This is a genomic window from Acinetobacter sp. NigerLNRRAM0016 (genome assembly GCF_054112845.1).
This window is the reverse complement of the sequence record NZ_JBSYVT010000007.1, coordinates 13595-29794: the sequence shown is the minus strand read 5'-3', so window position 1 is coordinate 29794 and position 16200 is coordinate 13595. Positions and strand designations below refer to the sequence as shown.

Here is a 16200-nt window from a genome sequence, read left to right as displayed (position 1 = left end):
TTGCATGAAGCATACCTAAGTTTTTAAATGAAAAAATTAAAATTATGTATAAAAATGCAACAGGACTAATTTTTGTCGCTTTCACCCAAAATAGCATTCAATTCTTCAAATAAATCTAGATGATCATCATCCATGAGAAACTCATCATTGTGCTGAGTGCTAGTCGCAGTGTCATCACTTTCTAGCGTAGCTGTCGCGGTTTTCTGCTCTTGTTTCAGACGTCTTAATTTAATCAATTGCTCTAAATTGATATTCTGATTTTCGATAGAGAAGGGGATAGACTTTGTCAGTACAACTTGTTTAAAAAAAAGGCGTACCGCTTGGGCTGGTGTAATCCCCAATTGTTTAAAGACAGCAAAAGCCTGTTTCTTTTCCTGTGAATCGAGACGAATTTGATAAACTTCGGTTTTTCTCATGATTTTTATAAATTTGAAGATTAAACTTTTAGCCTTCATTTTAAACAATTTCATTGTAATTTCAATATTGTTCAACTGAAAACTTAAGTTTTATGTAATGACAATCGTATTACAGTGTCAATTCAAAATTAGATGAAAAGTCCATAGACTCCCCTGTAACAGGGTCTTGAAATTGAATCCGCTTCGCTAATAACTGTAATGGATTGGAAAAATCATTATCAGGTTTGTGTTGCACATTGGGATAGAACGGATCATTTTTAATGGCAATCCCTAAATAATTCAGATGTACGCGTAATTGATGTTGTTTGCCTGTTTCTGGTTTAAGTAGATATTTAGCCCAATCCGCGTTGTGTTCTAAAATTTCAATGTGTGTTTCGCTGTTCGGTTCACCTTCCATAATATGCATGGTGTAAAACGGCTGCCCCTTATCCATCCTCAAGCGAAGTGTTTGTGGCAGTTGGAGTAAAGGTTGGTAGCCAGCAATTGCGTGATAGGTTTTTTGAACTTCACGTTTGGCGAACATTTGCTGATAAATGCCACGAGTTTCTGGACGCTTGGAAAATAAAACCAAACCTGCTGTTTCGCGGTCTAAACGATGGATCGGGGTCAAATCAGCATTTCCTGTTTGGTTCTTTAATCGAACCAAGAGTGTTTCTTGAACGTACTGACCAGTTGGACTCATGGTCAGGAAATGTGGTTTATCGACAATGTATAAATCATCTGTTTCATACAGAATTTGATGCTGAAACGGCACATGAATTTCGTGTGCTAAAAAACGGTAGTAATAGATATGTTGATTGGCTAGATAAACACTATCTAAATTTAAAATCGTACCGTCGGCTGCATAAATCAGTTGGTCTTGAAAACGCTGTTGCCACTCTTGTGCTGAAATGTGAGCAAATTGCTGACACAGATAATCATATAAGCGCTGTGGTGCAGGCTGTAAAGTAGGTAAGAACAGTTTGCTAGCGGTAACCCCACGAATCATGGGAGGTGTGAATTTATCGCATATATTTGTTTTTTCTAAATTATTATCTAAAACAATATTATGCGTGTCTTTCATGGTCGTGGAATACCCAGTAATAGCTGTTAATAATTGCGAATATCTGCATTTTGTGCAACTGTATTGCAACCACAAATTTGAAGTTGCAACCATATGGGCACAATAACAAAGAGGGTAACTACTAAAGGTGAAGTACGTTACAGAGCACTGATTCAGATACGCAAGCAGGATGTGAATTTTAGCGAATCTAAGACGTTTAGTAAAAAGGTCTTAGCAGAAGCCTGGATAAAAAAAAGAGAATCAGAAATTGAATTAGACCCTGGTATTTTGACTGGAGAAGTTCAGGCACTCTCTCCACTTTTGTCTGAAATAATAGATAGATATATAAATGAAGTTCAAGACATTGGGCAAACAAAACACTATAAGTTGAAATATTTTAAAAAACAGGATTTTGCTAATTTACGATTGGATCAGTTAGATCGAGAGGTATTTGCATCATACGTAATAAAACGTAGAAATGGAGATGACGGGTATTCAGTTACTTCAAAGTCTACTTTAGAGCAGGATTTGTACTATTTTAAGTCTGTATTAAATTATGCAGAGTACGTACTTAATTTTGAAAGTAATGCTCTGTCAGAGTTAGAGCATGCAATGAAAGGTTTAAGAGCGGCTCGGCAGATTGAAACTTCTCAAACAAGGGATAGATTGCCTACACGGCAAGAACTTATAGACCTGACGAATCACTTTTATGCATTATGGCAAAGACCAGTGAATACTATGCCTGTTCATTTGATTATGTGGCTTGCAATATATACGGCAAGAAGGCGTGGTGAGCTCTATAACTTGAATATTAAGGATTATGACCGTGAGCATGGTGTCTGGCTTGTTCGAGATGTTAAAAATCCTAAAGGTTCTAAAGGTAACCATAAGCGTTTTAAAGTATCTGATAAGGCTAAAGCGATTATTGAGCAGTTGTTAGATCCTAAAGTTAGAAAGAAAATGATGCGTCTAGGTGGTGATCCAAATCTTTTGATTCCACTTAAGGCTGGGCCAACAACTAAAAAATTTACTGAAGCTTGCCATATTTATGGGATTGAGGATTTTAGGTGGCATGACCTCCGACATGAAGGTGCTACTCGGTTGGCTGAACAAGGTATGTCTATTCCACAAATTCAGCAATACACTTTGCACGACAGTTGGGGGAGTTTACAGCGCTATGTGAACTTGGATTTGCTTAGAAAAAATGTTCTAGAATTTGATGAAGCTATGAGCTATGCAGAAAAATATGTAGAGCAGTTATAATTTGGCAAAAATTAAGCCTCTAATGAATAGAGGCTTTAAATCAGAATTGCTTCATAGAACTATGTTGAAAATCGATTGCCATGCATTTCTTTAAAGTCTTGTTCGGCAACTTTACTTTGACGGTCTAAGTAAGCGGCAAATTGTGCAATATTGACAAACCATTTTGCCTTTTTAGTCTCTTCGCTTTTGAAAACTGGGAAAGGTAGTTCCATTTTATTGGCTCTACGATTGGCTTCTTCAATTTTCATATGTGTGAAGTAGTCATTCACAATGGTTTCTAATGGAACCACTGGGGATGAATAGCGGATCATGAGTACATGAAATGAATTAAGTTGAGTTACGGCATTCATTCTATTTTTCACCTTCCTTTTCCTGGTTAACTTCATCAAGCAGCTTGGCAAGTATCACAATGCCTACTCGCACACGATTAGCCAATTTAGTGACTTTTGCATCATCATAATGCGTCATGTTGTTGCGAATAATTGGCAGTGGTGGACTTAAACCTGCTTTTAAATATTCACTGTTCACATGGGCAATTAACTTATTTTCTAAACGTTGCTTAATTTTTGGATCTTGGAGCATTTCGATATAAGTCATTAATTCTCTCCAGCTCCGCAATGCAAGCAATGCGTATAGGTTCCCAATCCCTCATCTTCAAAATCAGGGCAAAAATTTTCTGGAATTTCACCAGTGAATTCAGTGGTGCCAATAATTTCTGATTTATGTGTATGGGGTGCTAAGCCATAATATGGGTAAACAGATTCACCGTTTCCATCATCACAGAATTCGCAAACTTGATTGATTTCACTCATGACTTTGCTCCAGATAACCTATAGCCTGCTTTAACTTCGGCATTAGTTGCGATGCGTAGTTCATTAGCAAAAGCATTTGCTGATCCACTTGGTAACTCAACAGTTACCATTTCCATGCCGCTACTTTTGTATGTGCCACGTTTTACGTTCATGACTAAGTTGTTTGGAGTATGTTCGCTGATGAAAACTACTTTGTTATTTGCTTTAAACTTTGTATTTGAATTAGTCATGACTTTGCTCCTGTGCTTCAACCAGTGCCTTTGTTTCATCATTAAATACGCGAATAAAATCCTCACCGTGTTTTATCGCCAGAATTAAAAATTTAAATAAAAAAAATGATTGTTCATCTTCTGCTTTTTTCGGTATATCAAAACCAAGATTTCTATATATTTGCGCAACATTGATAAAATCAAAGCATTGGTAACTTAAAGCAGTTTTTATAGCTTGAGTCGGCGCCACGGGAAGTAGAACAAACCCCTCAGGCACCGCTTGGGATTTTGCATCACCTTGTGCACATAGCTCACCAAATTTAATGGATTTAGTGATTAGGAGTTCTAGTTGTTCTTCCTGATCTGGAGTCATGAAATTACCTTCAGTTATTTCTTGCTGAAGTTCTTCAATTTCTGCATATAGGCAATCAATATTATTTTGAATATCCATCCCGTCACCCATTTATTTATTAAAATAGTAAATTGCATTGAATTTTGAGCCTACTTTGCTATTTAAATAGAGAAGTGGCTTAAGCTGCATTATCTGGCTTGCCATCACACAGCTTCCTTCTGAATTTCACTCAATACATACTCTGCAGTCTTAGGATCTACTGTCACTGGAACTGTATGTGGCCCAAGTGTATGAATGCCGAGAGTGACGTTTTTCTCATCAGATCTACGCACATGCACGTGCACCAAATTTTCCAATTTAAAAAAATGTTCAACATTTTGGTTGTCAAAGAATTTGAGCATGTTCACGCTCCTGATCTTCAGTATTCAATTGAAGTGCTTTGGCTTCATTCGTCAGATGGATATAGGTTTCGTATGTCTGCAAAAATGCCCATACCACTCCAGCAATTAGGGCAGTACTGAGTAAAACGGCAAAAATAATGACAATGGCTTGAGCTAATGTAATCATCACGGCACCTCATCAATTGAAATTAGTGCTGCGATGTAGTGTTTATCCTCATCTGACATGCAGCTTAGATATTCCTCATCAATTTCTTTAAGCATGCATTCGCAGCATTTTGTTGGGTGGTGTTCACATCCTTCTTGTTCGGGAATAATGCTATCAAGGTGTGGACTAGGATTCATGCGTAGTCCTCAACAAGTTGAATATGAAGAACAGCAGCCATTTCATCGATCCAAGCTGCCTTCTCTGCAAGATTGATAAACTCGTAATCCAGTGCAGCATTAATAAATGCATTCGCTTGAGCTGTTGCAGTGGTGAAATCATGTTGATTGGTTGCATTGCGCATAGCAGAAATAGCACCGCCAATTTGATTTACAGCACGGTTTTTATAGAACAGCAAATCCTGCAATTGGGGTTGTCCGAAGTCGTCTGAAAGCAAACGACTAAGAACGATTTGATCAAGTTGGTCGTTAGATTTTGCAATTACTTTTTTCATAATGTTTCCTAACTAAAGTTAATTTTCATATATAAACTAACTTTGGTTAGGTTTTAAGTCAACATATAAAACTAATAAAAATTAGTTTTAATTGGTTGCACAAAAAAAAGCTCAGAATAATCTGAGCTTTAAATGATCGTAGAAAATCAGGTTTAGATAAATTTTTTGCTTGGAGTAAATTTGCCTACATATTTGCCTTTATACTCTGAATTTTCTTTTAAAGGTATGATATTTGGTTGGAAATTCTCATTTAAAGCTTTCAAGTACATAGAGTTGAATTCACGAATCAGGGCTTTAAATGTAGCTTCATCATCTTGACATACAACAATCATCTCACCAGTTTGAACAGAAGAGAAATCGACATCAGGATCGATACAGATGAAGTCACCATCGTTAAAATGAGGGGAATTACTAATTCCTTGTGCGATTAGATAATAGCTGTTTTTACCTGCTTCTGGTGGTGAAGGTAGCCATTGATCAATTTCATGTGCTGATATCGAGCGAACGTTTGTCATTGAGCCACATTGTACATATGTGAGAACAGGTAACATTCTGGTTACTGGTCTAAAGTCCTTAACATTCTCATTAGATTCAGTTTTTCCATACATAATGTAGTCAATGGTAGTATTAAGAGTAGGTGCTAAAATATTGAGATGTTCAAGTTTTGGCGTATTAACATCTTTTTCCCAATGAACAACAGCAGCGTCAGATACTCCTAAAATTTTAGCAATATCTTTTTGAGTTAGTTTTTTTTCTTTTCTCAATTCTCGGATTCGAGACCCGATTGTGCTGATTGTATCTTCCATAACTAAATCTCAATAATAACTAACTTATATTAGTTCTTGACGGGCTAATTTAAATCGTATCTAATAAACTAACTTAAGTTAGTTTATGGAAATGTAATGACTAGAGACGAAGCTACTCAATTGTTGAATTGCACTTTATCCGAGCTTGCAGATTCTCTTGGTATAAGCACGGCTGCCGTAGCTAAATGGAATAAAGACCAGATTCCACGTTTACGTGAGTATGAGATCAGAGATATTGCTTTAAAACGGGTACAACCTACGACACCTGATACACATCAAAATGTAGCCCAAACAAATAACTAAAAAAATGAATGAATTAGGGATTTTTAAACATGAAGCTAACGAATACTCAACGTAGAGAATGCACAGTAATGTCATTAGCTATGGCACTGAAGGCTGCGGTATATCGTCAAAATGATGATTCTTTAATGGCAACTATTGCTGATAAAAATGGATTCAATATCAACACATTTCGCAGTTCTCTTAACCCCACAACGCCAACACATAAAGCCAATATTTATCATCTGGAAGCGGTTTTATCTGAAACCCAAGACAGTCGCATTATGGACAGCATTTGTGCCATTCATGGCAATGCAGGTTGGTATGAATTACCAGAAATTTCAGATTTAAGTGCAGTAGATTTTGTTAAAAAAATTGGAAGTTTAGCTAAAGAGCAAGGCGATCTAGCCCAGTCTATTGCAGAAGCAATTTCTGATAATCGTATCAGCCATGATGAACATAGCATCATTCAAAAGGATGTCATGGATCTTATTCGAGTGGCAGTAACCCTATTGGCAATGGTCGAAAAGCAGCATGACCAGGAGGGGAGATGAAACAAGCAAAAATCCAAGTAGAGGATATTAAGCATGCGGCTCAAGGTAAATGGGCTGATCTAATTTTTCCTAGTTTTGGTATTGAGGTACAACGGAAAAAGAAAACTCCATGCCCCGCATGTGGTGGGCGTGACCGCTTTTGGTATGACGACAAAAATGGCAATGGGGATTACTTTTGCCAGCAATGTGGACCAGGCGATGGCTTGAGCCTAATCGAGAAAACCTGCACCCGTTTCACCTTTCCTCAAGTTGTATCAGAAGTCGCATCCGTACTTGGCCTCAGTGCGAGTTCAACTATCACTGATGAAGATCGGGCGCGTTGGGCGAAAGAACGCGAAATACGAAAAAAAGAGCAATTAGAACGTGAACGCAAACGCCAGGAACAAATTGCTCGTAAAGCGGAAGGCATGTTTCGGAGTGCATATCAAGGTGAATTCAGTCAGTATCTTAAAAGTAAACAAGTTGATAAGGACCCAAAAATTAAAATCAGCCATGACGGGAACTTGCTGATCCCTGCCATAGATTTTATGGATGGCAAAATTTGGAATTTACAGACTATTGAGCCTGACGGTACTAAATACTTTATCAAGGGCGACACCAATGATTCAGGGGAATGGGAAACTGGTGGCGGTCGTATGGGGGGCTTGGGCTTCATGATCGGTGAAGTACAACCAGATCTTTATCGTCCGCATTACATCGGTTTAGCTGAAGGGTATTCAACTGGTATGTCAACTTATATGGCTTCAGCAATTCCTGTTGCGATTGCATTCGTAGCAAACAATCTACCAAAGGTTGCAGTAGTGCTTAAGGCCAAGTACCCAAATGCATTTTTTATACACTATGCAGATGATGACAGTGCTAAAGCAAACACGGGCTTAAAGTATGCCCAAGAAGCGCAGGCTATTACTGGAGGCATCATTGTATTGCCACAATTTAAGCAACATCAGGAGTCTATTACATGAGTTCTACCAGTTTCACAGACTTCAACGATTTGCATGTTTCTTGTGGATTGGAAGAGGTAGCAAGACAGATCCAAACTGCTATTTCTACCCTTAAGTTTTCCCCCGAACCCCCTAAAAAATCAACCAACAATTTTCAGGGTCAAACATCGGAAATTGCAGAAAATCCTGTTGTTGAACCCAAAGGGGAGGCGGGTATTTCACAGGAAAATACTACTCAAGCAGAGCCTTCACCTGAAGAGCAAATGGAAAAATGGATTGCCCGTTTCTGTTTAATTGAAGGTGAAACCAATGTTTGGGATGACTACGGCAAAAAGATTTGGAAAAAAACAGCCTTTCAAACCATGCTGGGCGGTAAAAAAGTTTTTGATGCATGGAACTCTCACCCGAAACGTAAAACCATATCTTCAGATGATGCCAATGGCCGTGCCACTGGTGAAAGCCATGTCAAAGCCAAAGAGATGATCGACCGATTCATCATGCTTGAAGGTAAAAAATCCTGTTGGGATACATTTCGTCGGGAAATGGTGAGCACCGATGTTATGAAGGATAACTGGGCAGGTGCATATGAAATGTGGGCGAAAGCACGTGATAAACGCATGATCTGGCATGAAGATTTAGTTTTTGTACCATCCATGCATATTCGTGAAGGTCAGATCAATACCTATGACGGTATGGAAATCTCACCCATCATGGATGCAAAAAATCAGATTGTTCCACAGTCTGAAGCGTTAGAGCTGTGTAGCCCAATCATTAACTTGGTCAAATTCTTGTGTGGTAAAGAGGATGCTGCTTATGACTGGCTGATGAAATGGCTGGCTTATCCTCTCCAGCACCCGGGCGCAAAAATGAATACCTCAGTTTTGCTGTGTAGTGCTGTACAAGGTTCGGGTAAATCCTTGTTCTTTGAAAAAATCATGACACGGATTTATGGTGAAAAATACTCTGTCACTTTGGGGCAAAATGGTCTTGAATCCATTTATACCGACTGGGCTGAGCGTAAGCTGTACTGCTTATTTGAAGAAATATTTAACAATAAATCTAAGTTCGGCATGATGGGTCTGATCAAACACATGATCACTGGGGAGAAGATCCGTATCGAGAAAAAGTTTATGTCGGGTTATAGCCAAAATAACCACATCAACTGCGTATTTCTTTCCAATGAAGTTCAGCCCTTAGCAATTGAAGAACGTGATCGTCGTTTCCTTGTGCTCGAACCCAATAAGAAATTGGGTGATGATCTTAAAGGACTAATCGAAAACTGTCTTGAGCCTGATAGCAAAGCAATCAGTGCGTTTTATACCTACCTGTTGTCGCAGGATCTAACCGACTTTACCCCTTATACAGAACCACCAATGACTACAGCTAAACAGAAAATCATTCAGTTCGGTTTACCTGGCTGGAAGTTGTTCTTGGATGACTGGCGTGCGGGGGTATTGGACAATCCTTTTTTTTGCTGTTTGTCGGATGATTTGTATATGGCATACCGCCAGTGGTGCCATAAGAACGGTGAAAAGACCATTCCATCCAATAAATTTCTGAGTCTCATTGCTTCGGAACGTGTAGTTGCGAAAGGTACTGGGCGTATTTATGAAGATGTAGTTACTGGCAGAGGGTATCAAGAGGAAAGGAAAATTGTTCAGCGACGGATGATTTTTACTGCCAATCCACCAGAAGGTGCAAATCGTGTTGATTGGTTGTCTTCCCAAGTAAAGCAATTCCGTGATAAGTTAAAAGGAGATCATGATGTACCGCCTGTACTATAAAAATATAACTAAAAATGTTACGGGTGTTACGGGTCTGTTACGGGCTTTTTCGCCACCCCGTAACACTGTCTACGCCTTACCACACAAGACTTTCAGCCTACCTGTTACAGGTGTTACGGGCTTATGCACGCGCGCGCACGCGAGAAAAAATTCAATAGTTCATTACTTACTAAATTTAACAACCCTTAAATATTTTCCCGCGCGAGGAAAACTACCCGTAACACTCGTCACACCCGTAACAGCAATTGATTTTAAATAACTTTTTAATAGCAATACCCGTAACAACCCCGTAACAAACAGGGGATAGCCCGTAACATTGACTAAAAATCCAACAAGGATAATGATCATGGAAAAATTTATACGCTTACTTAGTCCTAAAACCACAAACTTCGATGCTATCGGTGGGGGAAATCATGGTGCACTTACAGCCCAGGATGTATGCATTGCCATGAGTTATGCCAAACTCACACCATTTCAAGACAATTTAGTGCGCTTGAAGTGTTTAGGTGCCAATACACCAGACAATGTTGAGTTGCTTGGAAAGCGTTTGGTGCTGAAGTACAGTGAATTGTTCGTTATGAAAAATGTCTCACTCGAATATCATGAGCCTGTGATCCGTACTGCTTTGGTTGAGTTCTGCATGGTTCCAGCCAGCTATAAGAGCTCTACTCGTAATCGCGGACTATTGGCAGGGGTTCACCATTTGGTGGTACATCGTTACTTGAATGATTCAATTACAGCGGTGTTTGAAGACCTCGAAAGAGAGTTTGCTATTGCAAATGACAAGCTCTTTTTTCAGCTCAATAAAACTAATTAAAATTAGTATTTGACACTGAAACAAATTTAAGTTAGTTTTTCTCACAATGAGAAACTATATCAAAACGCTGTAGTTATCCTCTGAAGAGCCTAAAAGGCTCTTTTTTTATGGCTGCATGTCACGATTGAGCGTTCGACATGCAGCTCTTTTTAATTTGGAGATTGGTTATGCAGGCAACGCAAATTGTTCAGGTCAAGGTCAAGTTATCCAAACCTAAGATTATTCTGGCTTATGCACTGGGTGCAGTTGGCGCGGTAGCACAAGTACTTTCCAAAAAATTAATTAAGAGTTCAGTCACAACGCAAGTGGTTCCAGTTCATGACAAACAAAGCACCGCAGAAGGCTAAACGCGGATGTCTGGTGGGCATATGTAAAGACTATGCAACCAACCAAGGCTACTGCGATGCACACCAAGACCATATCAAAAAGAAAGATCGTGAACGTGGTACCGCACATCAGCGCGGCTATGATTCCCGATGGGAAAAAGCGCGCGATTTATTTATCGCAGCACACCCCTTGTGTTGTTATTGTAGCAAGACGGGGTACATCAACCCTGCTACCGTGGTCGATCACATCATTCCACATAAGGGCGATAAGGTTCTGTTCTGGGATGAAACGAATTGGCAACCGCTTTGCGAGACACACCACAACATCAAAACCGCTACCGAGGATCGGGGCAGTTGGTCTCCAGTGGCAAAGCAAACCAAGGCGAACAAGGACAGCAAGAACGAATTCAAGATCAGTGACCGCTTACTGGTTGCCACTGAGTACGCGCAAGAATGTTTGATGTGCGATGACAAGACAGTCTTCACTGTGCTTGAAGTCCACGACAAGACAGTGTTCGTACAAGATGACAATGGCAACGGTGGTCGGCTGCATCACTCACACTTCAAGGCGGTGCCAGCATGAGTGAAGTTATCTTGCTGGGTGATCCAGTCGTTTACCGTGATGACATCAAAGGATTCGATGATGTCGGTGTGGTGACTGAGCCATGCATCAACAACTTTAAAGTTATGTGGAATGGTGAAACCCATTCACGTACTGAGATATACGAGCGTCTGCGTCCTGCAAGACTTGATGAAGTTGATGCTCAGTGTCGAATGATTCGAGGTGCAGACTATGAATGATATTCCAAATCCACCACGACCACCTGAACCAACGAATGTATATGGCAATAGTTTTATTCCGAAACGTCCAGTACCACCAGAGGTTATTCCTCCGCGACCAGTGACGGTTCCAAGCTATGTCGAGGATGAGAGCTTTGAACTTTATCCTTGGGTTATGTTTTTAATAGGGTTCTTTGCTGGGCTGATTATTATGAAATTTATCTGTTAGGGGATATGGGGTCAAAAGTCAAAACCGACCTCTCAGAAAAGACCGCCCCCCCATCAAATTTCCACGTGGTCAAAAGTCCATAGGGGGGTATACCTCCGATATTTAAAAGATTTTTAAAATTTGGAGGTTCTTATGTCAAATATGGGACGACCTCCTAAATCCTTGCAGGAAAAAATATTGAGCGGATCTCGAATCCGTGATGATCGGGATGAAGAATCCCAAGTTGCAAATGCTGCAGTGGATTTAGGTATGCCACCTTGCCCAGTCTGGTTAAACAAAGAAGCCAAAAAGCACTGGGATACCTTGGGTCCAGTCTTGGTTCAGGCAGGTTTACTTTCTGTGGTGGATGGCGATGTGTTTGGGCTGCATTGTGACAATGTGGCTGCCTACGGCAAAGCTATGGCGAAGTTAGAGGAATTAGATTCTTGGGTTGAGAAAACACCCAATGGATTTCAAGTGCAAGCAGCTTGGCTCCAAATCCGCAATAAACTGCAAGAGCAAATGATTAAAACTGCCCGTGAATTTGGGCTTACACCTGCAGCACGTTCTGGCGTGAAGGTGAATAAACAGCAGCAGCTCAATTTGTTGAATGCTGATGCTGTAACGAATCCTGAAAATGACACGTATGACAATTACGGCATACGTCAAAGTTGATAGCGAGTTTTTATGCGTGATTATTTCAAGATTACGCTCCAGTACTGCCTTGATGTACGATCTGGAGAGCGTACTGCGGGGCAGCTGGAGAAACTAGCTGTAAAACGGTTTTTAACAGATTTAAGCAAATCCAATTTTGATGCAGCACAGGTTGATGATGAAACCCAAGAGTTACTGCAAAAATTAAAATACAAGCCCGAGCCTGATTTAGATTTTGAGTATGAATTAGATTTAGATAGAGCGCACCATGCGCTCTTTTTTATTGAGACATGCCCACACGTAAAAGGGGACTTGGCAAAGATTCGACCGAATGGCACACGCCAGTCATTAATTTTGGAGCCTTGGCAGGTGTTTGCCACGCTCAATATTTTTGGCTGGATTGGGCAGGATGGGAAAAGGCGGTTTTTGTATGTTTATATCGAGGTCGCAAAGAAAAATGGTAAATCTACTTGGCTGGCTGCCATTGCGTTATATCTCTGTTTTATCGATGGTGAAATGGGGGCAGAAGTTTATACAGCTGCAACTTCAGCTGAACAAGCGAAAATCGTATTTAACGATGCAAGCAAAATGGTCGAATACTCGCCAAAAATGCGTGCGCACTTCGGTATTGAATATTCTAAATTTGCTGTGTTTCAGACCGAAACAAACAGCATGCTTAAAGCGTTATCACAAGATCGGGGCGGAACAAAAGACGGTCTGAATGTACACGCAGCCATCATTGATGAATTGCATGCGCATAAAACCGCAGATATGTACGACATTGTGGCCAACGGTATTGCAGCTCGAAGTGAGCCATTAATTTTAGCGATTACAACGGCTGGGGACGATACCACCAGTAAATGCTACCAAGAACGTCAGGTCGTGGTCGATATTTTGAAAGGCAAAGCCAAGCATGATCAGTATTTTGGCATGGTGTTTTGTCTTGATCGTGGTGATGACTGGTTAGATCCAAAGGTGTGGGCCAAAGCCAACCCAAATTATGGCGTGTCTGTGAATGAAAAATACCTGCATTCGGTGTTTGAAAAGGTCAAGGTCAGTCCAAAACTTGAGGGTATTACCCGGCAAAAACACCTGAATGAATGGGTCGGGTCAATGGATGGCTGGATTTCTCCAACCATTTGGGCAAATTGCTACTCTGATGTGAAATATCACGACCTTAATGGGCAAATTCGTTTTGGTGGCTATGATTTGGCAAGTCGTTTGGACTTGGCAAGTTGGGGCGAATTGATTCCTCGTTTTGAAAGTGATGGAAAAATTCATTGGTATGCATTTTCTCATTCATACATTAATGAGCATGTCATTGAAACCAAAACAGCAATCAACGGTGAAAAACGACCTGATGAATACCCTGTATGGCGTGATCAAGGTTATCTGATTGCGACTCCTGGTGAATCAACAGACTACAAGCGAATTCAGCGTGATATTGAAGATTCTCATATCAAAAATCCGTTTTATGAGCTTGGGCATGACCGATACCATGCGGAACAACTTACAGCAAATTTGTTGGAAGAAGGGATAAATGTCATTGAGATTCCTCAAGTTGCAGAACATTTAAGCCCTGCAATGCGTTGGATTGAAGTTTTATTGGTTGAAGGTCGCTTCCATCATTGTGGTGATCCTGTTTTGACTTGGTGTGCACTCAATGTCTTGGTCAAGCCTGATGCCAAGGAAAATATTTTTCCACGCAAAGGTTCTCCAGCTAAGAAAATTGATGCCATGGTTGGGATTATCAATGCTGCAGCACGTGCTCGATATTGGGATGATGAATCTGTTTTTGATTTGGTACCTGGTGAAGACGATGGAAATATTGATGATTGGTTAAATGACATGATTAAGGTGAAAAAGCGATGAGTAAAAAGCGCGATAAAGTGAAAAATCGTGATAAAAGAAATCGCGATCAGCTTAAGGTTCGTGGCACTGGACCAATACAAGACAAAACGGGGACGACCATTATTGATCGTCCCCGTTCTGGTTTTAAGACCGCAAAACCTGTGTCATTTGACAGTGCAATGACCCTGAGTGCTGTTTTTGCCTGTGTCAAAATTCTGACCGAATCGGTGGCAACCCTACCACTGCAAATGTACCAATTAAAGTCCGATGGAACCCGTGTTCAAATCAAAGATCATGATGTGATTCGACTGCTTTACAACAAACCGAACCGCTATCAAACCCGGGTAGAGTTTTTTGAACAGCTCATGCTGAATTTGGTCGCGGGGAATGCCTACATAAAGAAGGATTATGTTGGTAAAAAGCTGGTCAGTTTGCAGGTTATTAACTCAGGTTCAGTAGATCCGAGCATTCTGGACAACGGAACGCCACAATATAAGTGTCGATTGGGTAGTAAAACGGTCGAATATACGGATAAAGAAATTTGGCATATCAAACTGTTTGGCACTGGTTTTGTGGGGATGTCGCCCATTGCATACGGTGCACAGTCGATTGGTATTGGTTTGGCTGGGAGTGATAAAACTTCGCGCTTAATGTCCAATGGTGCTAAGCCGACAGGGGCAATTTTAACCCCTAAATGGCTTAAAAAAGAGCAACGTGACGAAGTCCGTAATGAAATGGACATTCTGGTCAATGGTGATGATGGCGATATGCCAGTGCTCGAAGGTGATATGAAGTTTGAGCAAATCAGTTTGACACCTGAAGACTTAGAATTGATTGAAATTCGAAAATTAGCTGTTGAAGAAGCCTGTCGTTTCTTCGGGGTGAATCCAATCCTAATTTTCAGTACAGATTCCAGTACGACATGGGGCAGTGGTATTGAACAGTTGGTCGATGGCTTTCATAAGTTCGGTTTGCGTCCATATTTGGAGCGAATTGAAGAAAGTGCCCGAATTCACCTATTGCAGCGACATGAATGGGATGAATATGAATTCGAATTTAAGACTAAAGACCTGTTGCGGGCATCGTATCTTGAACGGGTTAAATCGAATAAAGACCGCATTTTGTCAGGGCAAGCGAGTCCTTATCAAGTCCAAATGGAAGAAGGTGAAATACCTGATCCGAACTCTAACTTTATATTGGTGCCAGTCAACATGACCACGGCTGAACGAATGATAAAAGGCAATTATGGAGCGAAAGCTGATGAAACAACCCCTGCAGGTGCGTGAAAAAGCACTGCCAAATCTGCCGAAAGTTCAGTGTCGGCGTATGCCTGTTGCAGAAACTGAGTTTCGTTTTAAAAAAGATGAAAAGACAGGTGTAATTACTATTCGTGGTTATGCTGTTAAGTGGGATTCAGTCAATTACTACGGTGAGAAATTCATACGTGGTGCCTTTGCTGAAGTATGTGCAGCCTTTGCAGCAGGCAACAAAAAAGTCCATGCCTATTACAACCATGGTTGGCGTATGTACTGGGTTGATGCACTTATGGCATTGCGAATTGGTAAATATAAGGTTCTAAAAGAGGACGATGTTGGTCTGTATTTAGAGCTTGAATTTACACCAGGGCTTTATTGGGCACAGCAAGTTGCAGCAATGGTCGAACATGAAACTGTAGATGGTTTCTCGATTGCCTTTTATCCACCGAGTCCAATGGACATGGAGGATAAAGGTACGCACGTTGAAATTAAACGTGCAGATCTGTACGAAATTAGTGTGGTCGATGAGCCAGCAGATAATGCAGCTCGTGTCATTTCTGAGGATTCAATCAATGGACTTGAATCGTCGAGTGATGCAGCGGAGTTGTTACGTTCACTTGGTTTGCATGGCGATTATGCCGATAAATTAATGGCACGCTTGAGTGAATTTGGCAAGCCACAAGAAACACCCGCACCTGAACCGAAAGAAGATCCTTTTGCATTCCTAGATTCGTCTGGTGTGTAAATCAAAATTCAAATATTGACCCGCTTTAAGCGGGTTTTTCATTTTCTA

Annotated in this window: 26 protein-coding genes; 14 read left to right on the top strand and 12 right to left on the bottom strand. The window is 40.5% G+C overall.

From position 1 onward, the window contains the following. Positions 1-65: 65 nt before the first annotated feature. Together ACWQ4X_RS06610 and ACWQ4X_RS06605 are read right to left on the bottom strand one after the other, a co-directional pair. Positions 66-416: a type II toxin-antitoxin system RelB/DinJ family antitoxin gene (locus tag ACWQ4X_RS06610; protein WP_161934140.1), complete on the bottom strand. Its 351-nt coding sequence runs from the start codon at positions 414-416 to the stop codon at positions 66-68. A 109-nt stretch (positions 417-525) separates the two neighbouring features. Further along, on the bottom strand, positions 526-1479 hold the full coding sequence (locus ACWQ4X_RS06605; protein ID WP_457903156.1) for an RluA family pseudouridine synthase: 954 nt from the start codon (positions 1477-1479) through the stop codon (positions 526-528). 93 nt (positions 1480-1572) lie between these two features. Here ACWQ4X_RS06605 and ACWQ4X_RS06600 point away from each other — a divergent pair, with 93 nt between their 5' ends. Next, positions 1573-2721 (top strand): tyrosine-type recombinase/integrase, encoded by a 1149-nt coding sequence (locus tag ACWQ4X_RS06600; RefSeq protein ID WP_457903155.1) that lies wholly within the window; start codon positions 1573-1575, stop codon positions 2719-2721. A 59-nt stretch (positions 2722-2780) separates the two neighbouring features. Here ACWQ4X_RS06600 and ACWQ4X_RS06595 read toward each other — a convergent pair whose 3' ends face one another. The 10 genes from ACWQ4X_RS06595 to ACWQ4X_RS06550 all read right to left on the bottom strand — a co-directional run bounded on the left by ACWQ4X_RS06595 (position 2781) and on the right by ACWQ4X_RS06550 (position 5957). Further along, the gene (locus tag ACWQ4X_RS06595) at positions 2781-3071 is read right to left on the bottom strand and encodes a pyocin activator PrtN family protein (protein ID WP_457903154.1); all 291 of its coding nucleotides are present in this window, start codon (positions 3069-3071) and stop codon (positions 2781-2783) included. Between the two features lies 1 nt (position 3072). Then, entirely contained in the window at positions 3073-3318 is a 246-nt protein-coding gene (locus ACWQ4X_RS06590; protein ID WP_457903153.1) for a hypothetical protein, read from the bottom strand. Further along, entirely contained in the window at positions 3318-3533 is a 216-nt protein-coding gene (locus ACWQ4X_RS06585) for a hypothetical protein (RefSeq protein ID WP_457903152.1), read from the bottom strand. The genes ACWQ4X_RS06590 and ACWQ4X_RS06585 overlap by 1 nt, the downstream gene beginning before the upstream one ends. Further along, positions 3530-3763: a hypothetical protein gene (locus ACWQ4X_RS06580; RefSeq protein ID WP_457903151.1), complete on the bottom strand. Its 234-nt coding sequence runs from the start codon at positions 3761-3763 to the stop codon at positions 3530-3532. The genes ACWQ4X_RS06585 and ACWQ4X_RS06580 overlap by 4 nt, the downstream gene beginning before the upstream one ends. Beyond that, positions 3756-4193 carry a hypothetical protein gene (locus ACWQ4X_RS06575; protein WP_457903150.1) on the bottom strand — a complete coding sequence of 146 codons (438 nt, stop codon included), beginning with the start codon at positions 4191-4193 and terminating at the stop codon, positions 3756-3758. The genes ACWQ4X_RS06580 and ACWQ4X_RS06575 overlap by 8 nt, the downstream gene beginning before the upstream one ends. Positions 4194-4297: 104 nt before the next feature. Continuing rightward, complete coding sequence (locus ACWQ4X_RS06570; protein WP_457903149.1) at positions 4298-4495, bottom strand: hypothetical protein; 198 nt, start codon at positions 4493-4495, stop codon at positions 4298-4300. Beyond that, positions 4479-4661 carry a hypothetical protein gene (locus ACWQ4X_RS06565; protein ID WP_457903148.1) on the bottom strand — a complete coding sequence of 61 codons (183 nt, stop codon included), beginning with the start codon at positions 4659-4661 and terminating at the stop codon, positions 4479-4481. The genes ACWQ4X_RS06570 and ACWQ4X_RS06565 overlap by 17 nt, the downstream gene beginning before the upstream one ends. Continuing rightward, entirely contained in the window at positions 4661-4837 is a 177-nt protein-coding gene (locus ACWQ4X_RS06560; RefSeq protein ID WP_457903147.1) for a hypothetical protein, read from the bottom strand. The genes ACWQ4X_RS06565 and ACWQ4X_RS06560 overlap by 1 nt, the downstream gene beginning before the upstream one ends. Beyond that, positions 4834-5151 (bottom strand): hypothetical protein, encoded by a 318-nt coding sequence (locus ACWQ4X_RS06555; protein ID WP_457903146.1) that lies wholly within the window; start codon positions 5149-5151, stop codon positions 4834-4836. Before ACWQ4X_RS06555 ends, ACWQ4X_RS06560 begins: the two co-directional genes overlap by 4 nt. Before the next feature lie 152 nt (positions 5152-5303). Beyond that, positions 5304-5957: a LexA family protein gene (locus ACWQ4X_RS06550; protein WP_457903145.1), complete on the bottom strand. Its 654-nt coding sequence runs from the start codon at positions 5955-5957 to the stop codon at positions 5304-5306. Between the two features lie 96 nt (positions 5958-6053). Between ACWQ4X_RS06550 and ACWQ4X_RS06545 the strand changes: the two genes are divergently transcribed. The 13 genes from ACWQ4X_RS06545 to ACWQ4X_RS06485 all read left to right on the top strand — a co-directional run bounded on the left by ACWQ4X_RS06545 (position 6054) and on the right by ACWQ4X_RS06485 (position 16152). Then, positions 6054-6260 carry a ribonuclease D gene (locus ACWQ4X_RS06545; RefSeq protein ID WP_457903144.1) on the top strand — a complete coding sequence of 69 codons (207 nt, stop codon included), beginning with the start codon at positions 6054-6056 and terminating at the stop codon, positions 6258-6260. Between the two features lie 29 nt (positions 6261-6289). After that, a complete protein-coding gene (locus ACWQ4X_RS06540; RefSeq protein WP_457903143.1) occupies positions 6290-6790 on the top strand; it encodes a phage regulatory CII family protein in 501 nt (166 codons plus the stop codon). Then, on the top strand, positions 6787-7752 hold the full coding sequence (locus ACWQ4X_RS06535; protein WP_457903142.1) for a primase-helicase zinc-binding domain-containing protein: 966 nt from the start codon (positions 6787-6789) through the stop codon (positions 7750-7752). Before ACWQ4X_RS06540 ends, ACWQ4X_RS06535 begins: the two co-directional genes overlap by 4 nt. Beyond that, complete coding sequence (locus tag ACWQ4X_RS06530) at positions 7749-9515, top strand: DUF5906 domain-containing protein (RefSeq protein ID WP_457903141.1); 1767 nt, start codon at positions 7749-7751, stop codon at positions 9513-9515. The genes ACWQ4X_RS06535 and ACWQ4X_RS06530 overlap by 4 nt, the downstream gene beginning before the upstream one ends. Positions 9516-9861: 346 nt before the next feature. Beyond that, positions 9862-10332 (top strand): hypothetical protein, encoded by a 471-nt coding sequence (locus ACWQ4X_RS06525; protein ID WP_457903140.1) that lies wholly within the window; start codon positions 9862-9864, stop codon positions 10330-10332. 167 nt (positions 10333-10499) lie between these two features. Continuing rightward, positions 10500-10679, top strand: a complete 180-nt coding sequence (locus ACWQ4X_RS06520; RefSeq protein WP_457903139.1) for a hypothetical protein — start codon at positions 10500-10502, stop codon at positions 10677-10679. After that, positions 10651-11241, top strand: a complete 591-nt coding sequence (locus tag ACWQ4X_RS06515) for an HNH endonuclease (protein ID WP_457903138.1) — start codon at positions 10651-10653, stop codon at positions 11239-11241. Before ACWQ4X_RS06520 ends, ACWQ4X_RS06515 begins: the two co-directional genes overlap by 29 nt. Beyond that, the gene (locus ACWQ4X_RS06510) at positions 11238-11459 is read left to right on the top strand and encodes a phosphohistidine phosphatase (RefSeq protein ID WP_457903137.1); all 222 of its coding nucleotides are present in this window, start codon (positions 11238-11240) and stop codon (positions 11457-11459) included. Before ACWQ4X_RS06515 ends, ACWQ4X_RS06510 begins: the two co-directional genes overlap by 4 nt. Continuing rightward, positions 11452-11667 (top strand): hypothetical protein, encoded by a 216-nt coding sequence (locus ACWQ4X_RS06505; protein ID WP_457903217.1) that lies wholly within the window; start codon positions 11452-11454, stop codon positions 11665-11667. The genes ACWQ4X_RS06510 and ACWQ4X_RS06505 overlap by 8 nt, the downstream gene beginning before the upstream one ends. A 132-nt stretch (positions 11668-11799) precedes the next feature. After that, on the top strand, positions 11800-12321 hold the full coding sequence (locus tag ACWQ4X_RS06500) for a P27 family phage terminase small subunit (protein ID WP_457903136.1): 522 nt from the start codon (positions 11800-11802) through the stop codon (positions 12319-12321). Positions 12322-12333: 12 nt separating this feature from the next. Next, on the top strand, positions 12334-14172 hold the full coding sequence (locus tag ACWQ4X_RS06495) for a terminase large subunit (protein WP_457903135.1): 1839 nt from the start codon (positions 12334-12336) through the stop codon (positions 14170-14172). After that, positions 14169-15437, top strand: a complete 1269-nt coding sequence (locus tag ACWQ4X_RS06490; RefSeq protein WP_457903134.1) for a phage portal protein — start codon at positions 14169-14171, stop codon at positions 15435-15437. The genes ACWQ4X_RS06495 and ACWQ4X_RS06490 overlap by 4 nt, the downstream gene beginning before the upstream one ends. Further along, positions 15412-16152, top strand: coding sequence for an HK97 family phage prohead protease (locus ACWQ4X_RS06485; RefSeq protein WP_457903133.1), 741 nt, complete (start codon positions 15412-15414; stop codon positions 16150-16152). Before ACWQ4X_RS06490 ends, ACWQ4X_RS06485 begins: the two co-directional genes overlap by 26 nt. The last annotated feature ends 48 nt before the right edge of the window (positions 16153-16200 follow it).